General features: G+C 73.4%; 10 protein-coding genes. 7 read left to right on the top strand and 3 right to left on the bottom strand.

Features of this window, described 5'->3' with window-relative positions; genetic code table 11:
• Positions 1–38 precede the first annotated feature (38 nt).
• Positions 39–1,334 (bottom strand): nitrate/nitrite transporter, encoded by a 1,296-nt coding sequence (locus ACFU0Y_RS05155; RefSeq protein ID WP_380213376.1) that lies wholly within the window; start codon positions 1,332–1,334, stop codon positions 39–41.
• 94 nt (positions 1,335–1,428) lie between these two features.
• Positions 1,429–2,346 (bottom strand): proteasome assembly chaperone family protein, encoded by a 918-nt coding sequence (locus ACFU0Y_RS05150; protein WP_380213375.1) that lies wholly within the window; start codon positions 2,344–2,346, stop codon positions 1,429–1,431.
• A 276-nt stretch (positions 2,347–2,622) separates the two neighbouring features.
• Here ACFU0Y_RS05150 and ACFU0Y_RS05145 point away from each other — a divergent pair, with 276 nt between their 5' ends.
• The 4 genes from ACFU0Y_RS05145 (at position 2,623) to ACFU0Y_RS05130 (ending at position 8,600) form a co-directional block, all read left to right on the top strand.
• Positions 2,623–4,176: a leucyl aminopeptidase gene (locus ACFU0Y_RS05145; RefSeq protein WP_380213374.1), complete on the top strand. Its 1,554-nt coding sequence runs from the start codon at positions 2,623–2,625 to the stop codon at positions 4,174–4,176.
• A 143-nt stretch (positions 4,177–4,319) separates the two neighbouring features.
• Complete coding sequence (gene lpdA, locus ACFU0Y_RS05140) at positions 4,320–5,687, top strand: dihydrolipoyl dehydrogenase (RefSeq protein ID WP_380213373.1); 1,368 nt, start codon at positions 4,320–4,322, stop codon at positions 5,685–5,687.
• Between the two features lie 108 nt (positions 5,688–5,795).
• Complete coding sequence (gene sucB / locus ACFU0Y_RS05135; RefSeq protein WP_380213372.1) at positions 5,796–8,135, top strand: 2-oxoglutarate dehydrogenase, E2 component, dihydrolipoamide succinyltransferase; 2,340 nt, start codon at positions 5,796–5,798, stop codon at positions 8,133–8,135.
• A gap of 117 nt (positions 8,136–8,252) precedes the next feature.
• A complete protein-coding gene (locus tag ACFU0Y_RS05130) occupies positions 8,253–8,600 on the top strand; it encodes a hypothetical protein (protein ID WP_380213371.1) in 348 nt (115 codons plus the stop codon).
• A 231-nt stretch (positions 8,601–8,831) separates the two neighbouring features.
• Here the strand turns inward: ACFU0Y_RS05130 and ACFU0Y_RS05125 are convergent, their stop codons facing one another.
• A complete protein-coding gene (locus tag ACFU0Y_RS05125) occupies positions 8,832–10,469 on the bottom strand; it encodes a hypothetical protein (RefSeq protein WP_380213370.1) in 1,638 nt (545 codons plus the stop codon).
• Between the two features lie 95 nt (positions 10,470–10,564).
• Between ACFU0Y_RS05125 and lipB the strand changes: the two genes are divergently transcribed.
• The 3 genes from lipB (at position 10,565) to ACFU0Y_RS05110 (ending at position 13,268) form a co-directional block, all read left to right on the top strand.
• Positions 10,565–11,266, top strand: a complete 702-nt coding sequence (lipB, locus tag ACFU0Y_RS05120; RefSeq protein ID WP_380213369.1) for a lipoyl(octanoyl) transferase LipB — start codon at positions 10,565–10,567, stop codon at positions 11,264–11,266.
• Between the two features lie 70 nt (positions 11,267–11,336).
• Positions 11,337–12,344, top strand: a complete 1,008-nt coding sequence (gene lipA / locus ACFU0Y_RS05115; protein ID WP_380213368.1) for a lipoyl synthase — start codon at positions 11,337–11,339, stop codon at positions 12,342–12,344.
• 126 nt (positions 12,345–12,470) lie between these two features.
• Positions 12,471–13,268 (top strand): DUF4191 domain-containing protein, encoded by a 798-nt coding sequence (locus tag ACFU0Y_RS05110; RefSeq protein WP_380213367.1) that lies wholly within the window; start codon positions 12,471–12,473, stop codon positions 13,266–13,268.
• Positions 13,269–13,315 lie beyond the last annotated feature (47 nt).

Below are 13,315 nucleotides of genomic sequence, written 5' to 3'. Positions count from 1 at the left end.
CCGATGGAACGGCGGGACCGACGGAACGGCGGTGCCGGTCAGGCGGCCTCGGGGCCGTGCCGCCGGCGCACCTGCCGGACGGCGGCCAGCACGGCCGCGGCGCCCGCCGCCGCGACCAGGAACTGCGCGGCGATCGCGATCCGGAACGCGTCGGGGGCGTACAGCTCGTCGCGGAAGCCCGCGGCGTGCAGCAGGTCGAGGACGAAGCCGGTGACGAAGATGGCCAGCACCGAGGCGGTGAACCCGCCCACGTTGACGATGCCCGTGGCGGTGCCCGAGCGGCGGGCGGGGTGGAAGCCGCGCGTGATGTCGAAGGCGATCATCGAGGCCGGCATGCTGATCGCGATGACGCAGACGGCGGCCAGCACCACCGGGGCGGGCGCGGTCCCCGGCCAGACGAGCAGGACGGTCCACGCCGCGAAGATCACGACCACGACCCCCAGGGCCAGCCGCACGCGGCGCTGCGGGTGGCGGGCCGAGAGCCCGCCGAGCCCGAGGGCCACGGCCAGGTTCGTCAGCACGAAGGAGGTCATCACCAGGGAGATCGTGGTGTCCGACAGCTCCTGGGCGTACTCGAGATAGGGGTAGCCCCACATGAGCACGAACGTGTTGCCGGCGAACTGGGTGGTGAAGTGCACCCAGAAGCCGAGCCGCGTCCCGGGCTCGGCCAGGCTCTCCCGGAGCACCCGGCCGGTCCGCCGCAGTCCCAGCTCCCGGTTCAGCACCTCCGCCCCCGCGGGCGCGTTGCGCAGCAGGGCCGCGGCGAGCACGGCGGCGAGCAGGGAGAGGGAGGCCAGCGCCAGGAAGGACGGGAGCCACCCGGTCAGCTCCAGCAGCCAGGCGAACGGGATGACGGAGACGAGCTGGCCGAGGTTGCCCACCACGCCCAGGAACTGGGTCAGCGGCGGCACCCGCAGTGCCGAGAACCAGGCGGGGATCAGGCGCATCACGCACACGAAGGTCGCCGCGTCCCCCGCGCCGACGAGCACGCGGCCGGCCACGCCCTCGCCGACCGAGTCGGCGAGGGCCAGCTGGAGCTGCCCCACCAGCATGAGCAGCGCCCCGGCGGCGACCATGACGCGGGAGCCGAACCGGTCCACGAGCACGCCCACGGGGATCTGCAGCGCCGCGTAGACGAGGAGCTGCATGAGCGAGAACATCGACAGCGCCGACGCGGCGGTGCCGAAGCGCTCGGCCGCGTCGACCGACGCGACCCCGAAGCTGGTGCGCTGGGCCACGGCGCTGAAGTAGGCGAAGGTGCCGACCGCGAAGACCAGGTAGGCGCGGCGGGAGTCCTTGCCGGACTCGTGGGCCCGGTACCGGTCGGACGGCATGCACTTCGCTCTCGGGGGGGACGGGTCCGGGGCGGGACCCGGGACGGCGGTGCCGCCGGGGACGGACCGGGACCGCCCCGCGCACCCGCCGGGCTCAGTCCTGGTCGTCCTCCTGGGCGGCGAGGAAGGCCTCGGCCGCGGCGCCGATCTCGTCGGCGTCGGGGAGCTCGGACTCGTCACCCACCAGCAGGGAGCGCGGGGCCGAGGCGTCGACGACGTCATCGTAGCGCTGTTCCAGTCCCGCCACGACCGCCTGCACCTCGGGCGAGGCGCCGACCTGCTGGTCGATCTGGCGCTCGATCTCGCGGGCCGCCTCGCGCAACTGGTCCGAGGGCAGGGTCAGCGAGGTCACGGCGCTGATGTGCTCGAGGGCGGCCACGGCGGCGTGCGGCAGGTGCGCCTCGGCCAGGTACTGCGGGACGTGCACGGTGAAGCCGATGTTGTCGATCCCCGCCTCGCCCAGCCGGATCTCGAGGAGCTGCGCGGCGGAGGAGCTCATCTCCACGACCGGCTTCCAGGCGTGCTCTGCGGGCAGCAGATCGGCGCGGTTGCCGTGCACCGAGACGATGAACGGCCGGGTGTGCGGAACGGGCATGGGGATCCCGGAGACGATGGCCACGAGGGACACGTCCATCCGCCGGGCCAGGCCCACGACGGCTTCCGTGAACCGGTTCCACTGCAGGTCCGGCTCGGGACCGGTCAGCAGCGCGAAGCTGCGCCCGAGGCCGTCCGTGACGAGCCGGAGGGACAGCTCCGGGGTCTGGAAGCCCTCGAAGTGGTCCTCCACGAAGCTCACGTGCGGTCGGCGGGCACGGTAGTCGTAGAGCTGGTCCAGGTCGAACCGGGCGACGACCTCGTGCGGCAGGGCCTCCGTGATGGTGTGCTCGATCTGCACGGCCACGTGCCCCGCCTCCGCGTAGCCGGACAGGGCGACGATCAGCGGCAGGCCACGAACCCGGGCGTCCTCGAGCAGCGCGGGGTTGCTCAGGTACAGCGAGGTGGGGTCCAGCACAGCACTTCCTCCTGGGGTGGGTCGGTTCCGGGTGTCCGTGGGGAGACCGGTGGGTGCACGCCGGCGGCGGCGCGCCCGGATCATGTCAACCGTCCGCGGGCCCCCTCTTATTCCCCGCCCCGGGCGGCCCCGGACGCCCGGGGCGCCCCCGTGCGTCCGGCCCCGGCGGCGCGGTGCCCGGGGATAGGATCGACAGCACGCCTGCCGGCCGGGCCGGACCGCCGGGAGCGGACCGGACCGGCCCCGCCGGCCCAGACCTCAGCGAAAGGACGATCCATGCCCGACGTACAGGACCTGCTCGAGCCCCGGGGCATCGAGCTCACCGCCACGCACAAGGCCCTGGGCCGGACCCCGGCCCACGCGCTCGTGCTCGGAGTGGAGAAGGACGCCGAGGGCGACGGCTCGGGCCGCGTCCTGCTTCCCGCCGGGGAGCAGCGCCGGCTCGCCCCCGTGGTGGACGCCGCGGCGGCCCTGCGCGTCCGGGGTGCCGCCGACGAGGTGACGGTGCTGCCCGCCCCGGACGGGCTCCCGTTCACCGTGGTGGTCCTCACCGGGCTCGGCGCGCTGCCCGAGCCCGCCGACGAGCGGGCCGAGACGCTGCGCCGGGCCACCGGTGCGGCCGTGCGGCGACTGGCCGGCACCGACTCCGCGGTGCTCGCCCTGCCCGTGGACACCGAGCAGGACGCCGCGGCGGTCGCCGAGGGCGCCGCCTTCGGCGCCTTCGCCTTCGCCCACCAGCGGGCGGTCACCGCCGGCGCCGTGCAGGCCCCCCTGGTCTCCGCGGTCGTGCACGCCCCGGGCGTGGCGCGCGCCGCGCTGGGCCGGTGCCTCGACCGCGCCGCCGCCCTCGGCCGCGGCGTCCGCGCGGCCCGCACCCTCGTGGACCTCTCCCCGAACGTCATCTACCCGGAGGCGGTCGCGGACTACGCCCGCCAGGCCGCCAAGGGCACGAAGGTCTCCGTGACCGTGCTCGCCGAGAAGGAGCTCGCCAAGGGCGCCTACGGAGGGCTCCTGGGCGTGGGACAGGGCTCCGTGCACGGCCCGCGCCTCGTCAAGCTGGAGTACGCCCCGGCGCGGGCCGCCAAGCACTACGCCTACGTGGGCAAGGGCATCACCTTCGACTCGGGCGGGCTCTCCCTCAAGCCGCCCGCCTCGATGATGACCATGAAGTCGGACATGGCCGGCGCCGCCGCCGTCCTCGCGGCCGTGCTCACCGCCGCGGAGCTGGGTCTGCCGGTCAAGGTCACCGGGTGGCTGTGCCTGGCCGAGAACCTGCCCTCGTCCACGGCCACCCGTCCCGGCGACGTCATCACCATCCGCGGCGGCCGCACCGTCGAGGTGCTCAACACCGACGCCGAGGGACGTCTCGTGCTGGCCGACGGGCTCGTGGCGGCGTGCGAGGAGGGCCCGGACGCCGTCGTCGACATCGCCACGCTGACCGGCGCGCAGATGGTGGCACTGGGCGCCCGGACCTTCGGGATCATGGGCGACGAGGCGATGCGCACGGCCGTGGCCGAGGCCGCCCGCGGCGCCGGCGAGGCCGGCTGGCCCATGCCGCTGCCCGAGCACCTGCGCCCGTCCCTCGACTCGAAGGTCGCCGACCTCAAGAACATCGGGGACAAGAACGGCGGGATGCTCGTCGCCGGGATCTTCCTGCGCGAGTTCGTCGGGGGCGACGACGGGGCGCGGGTGCCGTGGGCGCACGTGGACATCGCCGGCCCCTCCTTCAACGAGGGATCGCCCCACGGCTACACCCCGGCGGAGGGCACCGGCGCGGGCGTGCGCACGCTCGTCCGGCTGCTCGAGGACGCCGCCGCCGAGCGCGGCTGAGCCCCCGCGACACCCCCGCGCCGGAGGGAGCGCCCGCCTGGTCGCTCCCTCCGGCGTAGGGCTAAGGTATGTACGAAACGAACCCGTCACGGGACGGGTGCGATCCACCCGGAACGACGTCAACGCGCAAGGGAGCCAAACACGTGGCCGACAACGAATTCGACATCCTCGTCCTCGGCGGAGGGAGTGCCGGCTACGCCGCCGCGCTGCGGGCCGTCCAGCTCGGCTTCACCGTGGCCCTGGTGGAGAAGAACAAGCTCGGGGGAACGTGTCTCCACTGGGGCTGCATCCCGACCAAGGCCTACCTGCACTCCGCGGAACTGGCCGAGGACGCCCGCGAGAGCTCCAAGTACGGCATCCACACCACGCTGGACTCCATCGACATGGCCGCCGTGCGGGAGTACAAGGACAAGATCGTCGCCGGCAAGTTCAAGGGCCTCACCGGTCTCATGAAGATGCGCAAGATCAAGGTCATCGAGGGCGTCGGCAAGCTCACGGGCGAGAACACCGTCGAGGTCGACGGCACCACCTACACCGGCAAGCACGTCGTGCTCGCCTCCGGCTCGATCTCCAAGACCCTGGGCGTCGAGATCGGCGGCCGGATCATGACCTCCACCGAGGCGCTGGAGATCGACTTCGTGCCCAAGAGCGCGATCGTGCTCGGCGGCGGCGTGATCGGCTGCGAGTTCGCCTCGATGTGGAAGTCCTTCGGCGTGGACGTCACCGTCATCGAGGGTCTCCCCCACCTGGTCGCCAACGAGGACCCCGCGCTCATCAAGATCCTCGAGCGGGAGTTCAAGAAGCGCGGCATCAAGTCCAGCCTCGGGACCTTCTTCGAGAAGGTCGAGCAGGACGACAACGGGGCGAAGGTCACCCTGGCCGACGGCAAGGTCTTCGAGGCCGACATCGTCCTCGTCGCCGTGGGCCGCGGACCGAACACCGCCGACATGGGCTACGAGGAGCAGGGCATCCCCATGGACCGCGGCTTCGTCACCCCGAACGAGCGCCTGCACACCGGCGTCGGCAACATCTACGCGATCGGCGACATCGTCCCCGGTGTCCAGCTCGCGCACCGCGGCTACCAGCAGGGCCGGTTCGTCGCCGAGGAGATCGCCGGCCTGAACCCCGCCGTCGTCGACGACGTGAACATCCCCAAGGTCACGTTCACCGAGCCGGAGATCGCCTCGGTCGGCTACACCGAGCCGAAGGCCAAGGAGAAGTTCGGCGAGGACAACGTCGAGGTCGCCGAGTACAACCTCGCGGGCAACGGGAAGAGCTCGATCCTGGGCACCGGCGGCATCATCAAGCTGGTGCGGGAGAAGGACGGGCCGATCATCGGCTTCCACGCCATCGGCAAGCGCATCAGCGAGCAGATCGGCGAGGGCCAGCTCATCGTCAACTGGGAGGCCTACCCGGAGGACGTCGCCGCGTTCGTGCACGCCCACCCCACCCAGAACGAGGCCATCGGCGAGGCCGCCATGGCGCTCGCGGGCGCGCCGCTGCACGGCTGACCGCGTCGAGGCCCCGCCCTCCCCGGGCGGGGCCTCCCCACTACCCCGGAACCGGGCCCGGCGCCCGGACCGCACCATCGAAGGCACCGAAAGAGAGACGGTCGGACCATGTCAGAAACCGTAAACCTGCCCGCACTGGGCGAATCCGTGACCGAGGGCACCGTGACCCGGTGGCTCAAGCAGGTCGGTGACGAGGTCGCCGTCGACGAGCCCCTGGTCGAGGTCTCCACCGACAAGGTGGACACCGAGATCCCCTCCCCCGTGGCGGGCGTGATCGAGGAGATCCTCGTCGACGAGGACGAGGACGTCGAGGTCGGCGCGCCACTGGTCGTCATCGGCGACGGCTCGGGCTCGGGCTCCGGTGGTGGTTCCGGCGAGGACGAGGCCGCCGAGGACAGCTCCGCGGAGGAGGCCGAGGACGCCGCGACCGAGGCGGAGACCCCCGAGGCGACCGACGAGGCCGCCGAGCAGAAGTCCTCCGGCCAGGAGTCCTCCGACTCGGAGCAGGCCCCGCAGGCCGAGGCGCAGCAGACCGGTGAGGGCAGCGAGATCACCCTGCCCGCCCTGGGCGAGTCCGTGACCGAGGGCACCGTGACCCGGTGGCTCAAGCAGGTCGGTGACGAGGTCGCCGTCGACGAGCCGCTGCTGGAGGTCTCCACCGACAAGGTCGACACCGAGGTCCCCTCCCCCGTGGCCGGGACCCTGCTGGAGATCCGGGTGCAGGAGGACGAGGACGCCGAGGTCGGCCAGGTCCTGGCGATCATCGGCTCCGGCTCCGCCCCGTCCGGGGACGAGCCCGCCGAGAAGCCCGCAGAGGAGTCCTCCGGGAAGTCCGCCGAGGACAGCTCCGCGGAGGAGGCCGAGGACGCCGCGACCGAGGCGGAGACCCCCGAGGCGACCGACGAGGCCGCCGAGCAGAAGTCCTCCGGCCAGGAGTCCTCCGACTCGGAGCAGGCCCCGCAGGCCGAGGCGCAGCAGACCGGTGAGGGCAGCGAGATCACCCTGCCCGCCCTGGGCGAGTCCGTGACCGAGGGCACCGTGACCCGGTGGCTCAAGCAGGTCGGTGACGAGGTCGCCGTCGACGAGCCGCTGCTGGAGGTCTCCACCGACAAGGTCGACACCGAGGTCCCCTCCCCCGTGGCCGGGACCCTGCTGGAGATCCGGGTGCAGGAGGACGAGGACGCCGAGGTCGGCCAGGTCCTGGCGATCATCGGCTCCGGCTCCGCCCCGTCCGGGGACGAGCCCGCCGAGAAGCCCGCAGAGGAGTCCTCCGGGAAGTCCGCCGAGGACAGCTCCGCGGAGGAGAAGCCGGCGAAGCAGTCCTCCGCCGGCGGCGAGGGCTACGAGGGGGCCTCCTCCGGGAAGCAGGAGAAGTCGCCCTCCCGCGACGAGGCCCTGGTCGAGACGGACGAGCCCGTGCTGGCCGACACGTCCGGGGACGAGCAGCAGGACGCCGCTCAGCGCGACGGCGCCCGCACCGAGAACGCGGAGGCCCCGACCGGGGACAACTCCTCCTACGTGACCCCTCTGGTGCGCAAGCTCGCGAAGAAGGAGGGCGTGGACCTCTCCACGCTCACCGGCACCGGTGTGGGCGGTCGCATCCGCAAGCAGGACGTGCTGGCCGCCGCCGAGCAGCAGAAGAGCTCCGCGGCGCCGGCGCAGGAGGCGCCGGCCGAGCCGGCCGCACCGGCGAAGGAGGCCGCTCCGGCCCCGAAGGCGGACGCCAAGCGCGGGACCACCGAGAAGGCTCCGCGGATCCGGATGACGATCGCCCAGCGCATGCGCGAGTCGCTCCAGGAGGCCGCCCAGCTGACCCAGGTGACCGAGGTCGACATGACCCGCGTGGCCGTGCTGCGGGACCGGGCGAAGGCGAAGTTCCAGGAGCGCGAGGGCGCCAAGCTCACGTACCTGCCGTTCTTCGCCAAGGCGGTCGCCGAGGCACTGCAGGCGCACCCCAAGCTCAACGCCACCTTCAAGGAGGCCGAGAAGGAGATCGTCTACAACGGTTCGGAGAACATCGCGATCGCGGTGGACACCCCGAAGGGCCTGCTGGTGCCGGTCATCAAGAACGCCGGCGACCTCAACCTCGGCGGTCTGGCCAAGCAGATCGCCGACCTCGGCTCCCGGGCCAAGGACGGCAACATCACGCCGGACGACCTCACCGGCGGCACGTTCACGATCACGAACCTCGGGTCGTTCGGGGCCCTGTTCGACACCCCGATCATCAACCAGCCGCAGGTCGCCATCCTCGGCACGGGCTCGATCGTGAAGCGCCCGATGGTCGTCTCCGACGCCGACGGCAACGACACCATCGCCATCCGGCAGATGTGCTACCTGTCGTTGACGTACGACCACCGCCTGGTCGACGGCGCGGACGCCGGTCGCTTCCTGCAGGCGCTCAAGGCGCGCCTGGAGGAGGGCCGCTTCGAGTCCGAGGTCGGCCTCTGACCGTCCCCGTGACGGTCGGCGGCGCCGGCTGAGCGCCGGTGCCGAGAGGGCGTGTTCCTGGTCACAGGGGCACGCCCTCTCGGCGTCCGCGGACGACCCTCCGATAGGCTCGGAAGCATGACCTTCCTGACCGGACTCCTCGTCTTCCTGCACCTCGTCGGCGCCGCGATCATCGTGGGCACCTGGATCTACACCATGAAGCGCCCGACGGTGTCGCCCGGCCAGTTCCACGCCTCGCTGCTGAGCCTGGTGACCGGCCTCCTCCTCGTGGCGATCTACGAGATGGGCGAGGGCGACGTCAACCACGCCAAGGTCGCCGTGAAGCTGCTGGTCGCCCTCGCCGTCGCGGTCGCCGCCTTCGTGGGACAGCGGAGGACCCGGCGCGGGGAGGCGGTCTCCACCGGTCTCGCCCACGCCGTCGGGGGCCTGGCGCTGATCAACATGGCGGTCGCCACCCTCTGGTGAGACCCGCGCCCCTGCACCCGGATCCCGACGTACGGACCCCCGCCGCTGCCCGTCAGCGCCGGGGGTCCTGCCGTGCCGGCTCCCCCACGTGACGCCCCCTGCCGCTCCGCACCCCGCCCCGGCGGCCCCTGCGCGTCCGCGCTCGGCCGCCGCAGGTCCGCACGAGGCACCTCCGCCCCCGGCCCGCCCGCACTCGCCCTCCCGGGCGCCCACGTCCGGGTGCCGGAGCTCCTACTCCTGCTCGTCGGCGTGGGCTCCCGGCCGCGCCGTCGCACTCGCCGCGGGCGCCACCGCCGCGAACCGCCAGCCGTCCTCCTCGTCGACCATGACCACGAGGACCGTCTGCACCCAGCCGTCCCCGTCCGGCACCACGGCCGGGACCGTGCCCGGGCCGCCGCGGAAGCCGTCCACCCGCACCTCGGCCAGCAGCACCACCCCCTCCGGCTCCGGAGTCTGCGCCGGCGCGGCACGGACGTTCCCGAGCTCGAAGGACAGTCCGGGAAATCCCCCGCCCGACCGCGCGATGGTGTCTCGGTCGGCCGCGGCGGCCTCGGCGCCGGGCGCGTACACCTCGTCGAGCAGCCGGACGTCCCCGGTGCGCAGGGCCTCACCCCGCCGCGCCACCAGCTCCGCCAGCGCCCGCCGTGGATCCACGGTGTCGCTGCCGGAGTCCGCGTCGGTGTCGCTGTCGGCACCGCCGTCGGCGGGGACATGCGGTGCTCCGCCGCCGGGTCCCGCCGCCGGAACCGACCGCCCGGGAGGCCGTGGCGCCGGGGCCGGGTGCGTCGTGGACGGGCGCGCGGTGGACGAGTCCGCGGCGGGCCGGTCCGCCGCGGGCGGGGCGGCCGCCGGCCCCGGTGGTGGTCCGGCCCCGTCGGGCACGAGCAGGACGGCGCCCCCGGCAGCCAGCAGCAGCGCCGCGCCGAGCAGCAGGCTCCGGTGCCCGCCCCCGGCCCGGACCCGCACCGGTCGGCCGGTGAGGATCGACGGGGCCTCGGCGGCCGGTGCCCCGGACTCCGCGAACCGGGCGGCCAGCTCGGCCGCTGCGGGCCGGTCCGAGGGATCGGCGTGGAGGGCGTCCTCGACGGCGCTGACGAGACCGGGCGGGGCACCGGGGCACAGCAGGGACAGGGGCACCCGCCGCGCCTCCCCGGCCGGGGCCCGGCCCGTGAGCGCCGCCCACCCGAGGACGCCGAGGGCGTGGACGTCCTCCTCCCGGGTCCCTGCGGCCGCGCCCGCGCGCAGTGCCGCGGCGGGCCCCGCGCCCTCCGGTCCCGGCGCTCCTCCGGGAGGAGCCGGGACCTCATGGCCGCGGAACAGGACCTGCCGGGCGGAGAGCTCACCGTGGCACCGGCCGAGGGCGTGCAGGGACGCCAGGCCGGTCGCGGCGTCCCGCAGCACCGAGGCCGCCTCCCCGGGCGCCAGCCGGCCGTGCTCGCTCAACCGGTCGGCGAGGGAGCCGCCCGGGAGGAAGTCCTCGACCAGGCCCACGGGTGCCGCCGCCGGGCCCAGCAGCCCGCGCACGGCCACGAGGCAGGGCTCTTCCCGGCCGGCCAGGGCCACCGCGAGCGTGCGGAGCGCGGTCCGCGACCGGTCCTGCCCGGGCCCGGGTCCCTCCGGGCAGGGCCGCAGGACGAAGTGCTCCCCGGAGCGGGACTCCCGCACCAGCCAGGAGCGTCCGCCCAGGCGGCGCACCGGCTCCAGACCGTCCTCGGGCGGGAGCCGCGGGCTCGTGTCCCCCGCCGGCGTGCCGGGGCGGGCACCCGCCCGGTCGTCCCGGACGGCCGCGGCGAGCCGGGACCGGGCGGAGACCGGCGGGGCCGGGAAGGGCTCGTGGTGGCCGCCGTGCGCGGCGGGGCGCTGCTCCATGCCCCCAGCATGCCCGCTGGCCGAGGTCCGCCGCGGGCGCCGTCCACAACCCCGGCCCGGCGCCCGCCGGGCCGGGCGCGCGATAGGCTGGGGTCATGTCCCTCTGCTTCGAACGGCTCGGCTTCGACCCGCACCTCGTCGACTACCGCTCGGCGCTGGAGCTGCAGAAGAACGTGCACCGCGAGGTCGTCGCGGGCGAGCGGGCCAACACCGTGCTCCTGCTGGAGCACCCGCCGGTCTACACGGCCGGACGGCGCACCGAGCCCCACGAGTACCCCTCCGACGGCTCCGAGGTCGTGGAGATCGGGCGTGGTGGCAAGCTCACCTACCACGGTCCCGGGATGCTCGTGGGCTATCCCGTCGTGCGGCTGACCACGCCCATCGACGTCGTGCGCTTCGTGCGTCTGCTCGAGGAGATCATCCTGGCCGTGGTCGCCGACTTCGGGGTGGAGGCCAGCACCGTGGCCGGCCGCTCCGGGGCGTGGGTGCTCGCGGACGAGCACGGACCGGACCGCAAGATCGCCGCCATCGGCGTGCAGGTCTCGAGACGGACCACCATGCACGGCTTCGCCCTCAACTGCTCCAACGACCTGCGGCCGTTCGGCAGGATCATCCCCTGCGGCATCACCGACGCCTCCGTCACGAGCCTCTCGCAGGAGACGGGCCGGCGCCTGACCCCGGAGGACGTGGTCGCGCGCATGGAGCAGGAAATATCCGCCCGCCAGGACGAGTTGTGCCAACAGTTCGCCCCGTCGGGGACCCCGGGTCCGCTGCCCTGGCCCACCGCCGTCAGCTGACCCGCGCCGCCCCCGGGACCACCGGGACCGCGTGCGCACCACCGTCGACATCTCGACAAGGAGACCGACCATGACCGTTGCCCCCGAGGGCCGCCGCCTGCTGCGCGTCGAGGCGCGCAACGCCGAGACGCCGATCGAGAAGAAGCCGTCCTGGCTCAAGAACACCGCACGGATGGGTCCCGAGTTCCAGGAGCTGAAGTCGCTGGCCCGCGGCAAGGGTCTGCACACCGTGTGCGAGGAGGCCGGCTGCCCCAATATCTACGAGTGCTGGGAGGACCGGGAGGCCACGTTCCTGATCGGCGGCTCCAAGTGCACCCGCCGCTGCGACTTCTGCGACATCGCCACCGGCAGGCCGGACCCGCTCGACGTCACCGAGCCCCGGAAGGTGGCCGAGTCCGTCAAGGAGCTGGGGCTGCGCTATGCGACCGTCACCGGGGTGGCCCGCGACGACCTCGACGACGGCGGGGCCTGGCTGTACGCGGAGACCATCCGCGCCATCCACACGCTGAACCCGAACACCGGCGTGGAGATCCTGATCCCCGACTTCCAGGGAAAGCCCGACCGGCTGCAGCAGATCACCGACGCCGCGCCGGAGGTCTTCGCGCACAACGTCGAGACCGTCCCGCGCATCTTCCGCCAGATCCGGCCCGCCTTCACCTACGAGCGCTCCCTGGACGTCATCACCCAGGGCAAGGACGCCGGGATGATTACGAAGTCCAACCTCATCCTCGGCATGGGCGAGACGAACCAGGAGATCTACGAGGCGCTGTGCGACCTCAACGACGCCGGGTGCGACATCATCACGCTCACCCAGTACCTGCGCCCGTCCCCGCTGTTCCACCCGATCGACCGGTGGGTCAAGCCCGAGGAGTTCGTGGAGCTCTCCGAGATGGCCGAGGAGATCGGCTTCCTGGGCGTCATGGCCGGTCCCATGGTCCGGTCCTCGTACCGCGCCGGCCGGCTGTGGGCCCGGGCCATGGAGAAGTCGGGCCGGGCGATCCCGGAGCACCTCGCGCACATCGAGGACACCGGCAGCGCCTCCCAGGAGGCGTCCTCGCTCGTCCAGCGACTCCGCTGAGGCCGGTCGGGGCAGGGCCCCGACCACCCGCTAAACTGGAGGACGGACCACGGCCGGGCGCCTCGACGCGCTCGGCCGCCGGTCCCCCCGGAACACCGCCACCGCACCACAGGACGAGGTCTCACCGTGTCACCTTCCCACGCCAAGTCGCGCCCGACGTCGCGATCCACCTCCCCCGGGAAGTCCACGGGGAAGCCGACCGGGAAGCCCACCCGGGCGCAGAAGCGCGAGGCGAAGAAGCAGCGGAAGGCGACCAAGGGACCCGGCTTCCTCGGCCAGATCAAGCAGGTCTTCAAGATGACCCGCGAGGTCGAGCCCAACATCGGCTGGTGGATGCTGCTGATCGGTCTCGGCGTCCTGCTCGTCTTCCTGCTGATCGGCGTCCTGCTCGGCAACTGGATCACCGGGCTGCTCATCGGGCTGCCGTTCGCCCTGCTCGCGGCCTCGTTCTACCTCTCCCGGAGGGCGGAGCGCGCCGCGTTCGCCCGGATCGAGGACCGGCCCGGTGCCGCCGGCGCCGCCCTGTCCGCCCTGAAGCGCGGCTGGATCGTCGAGGACCAGCCGGCCGCCATGGACCCCCGCACCCGGGACCTCATCTTCCGCGCCATCGGCCGGCCCGGGGTGGTCCTCGTGACCGAGGGGCCCGCCGGGCGGGTCGACAAGCTCGTCGCCAAGGAGCGCCGCCGGATCGGGCCCGTCATCCAGAACGTGCCGATCCACGTCATCAAGACCGGCAAGGGCGAGGACCAGGTCCCCCTGCGGGAGCTGTCCAAGCGGATGAAGAAGCTCGACAAGAAGCTCACCCAGCAGGAGGTGCAGACCGTGCACAAGCGGATCAGCACCCTCGGCAACCGCCTCCCGATCCCGAAGGGCGTGGACCCGATGCGCGCCCGCCCGGACCGCCGGGCCATGCGCGGCCGCTGAGCCGGCCGCCCCACGACAGCCCCGGAGCCCCGCACCGTCCCCGGACC

The organism is Kocuria sp. NPDC057446, assembly GCF_042802875.1.
Taxonomy (GTDB): domain Bacteria; phylum Actinomycetota; class Actinomycetes; order Actinomycetales; family Micrococcaceae; genus Kocuria.
This window is presented reverse-complemented; position numbering and strand designations above follow the sequence as displayed.

What these genes read in the sequence shown, in the direction of transcription:
- ACFU0Y_RS05155 (WP_380213376.1), bottom strand. Translation starts at nt 1,334, where the DNA reads ATGCCGTCCGACCGGTACCGGGCCCACGAGTCCGGCAAGGACTCCCGC.
- ACFU0Y_RS05145 (WP_380213374.1), top strand. Translation starts at nt 2,623, where the DNA reads ATGCCCGACGTACAGGACCTGCTCGAGCCCCGGGGCATCGAGCTCACC.
- sucB (WP_380213372.1), top strand. Translation starts at nt 5,796, where the DNA reads ATGTCAGAAACCGTAAACCTGCCCGCACTGGGCGAATCCGTGACCGAG.
- ACFU0Y_RS05130 (WP_380213371.1), top strand. Translation starts at nt 8,253, where the DNA reads ATGACCTTCCTGACCGGACTCCTCGTCTTCCTGCACCTCGTCGGCGCC.
- ACFU0Y_RS05125 (WP_380213370.1), bottom strand. Translation starts at nt 10,469, where the DNA reads ATGGAGCAGCGCCCCGCCGCGCACGGCGGCCACCACGAGCCCTTCCCG.
- lipB (WP_380213369.1), top strand. Translation starts at nt 10,565, where the DNA reads ATGTCCCTCTGCTTCGAACGGCTCGGCTTCGACCCGCACCTCGTCGAC.
- lipA (WP_380213368.1), top strand. Translation starts at nt 11,337, where the DNA reads ATGACCGTTGCCCCCGAGGGCCGCCGCCTGCTGCGCGTCGAGGCGCGC.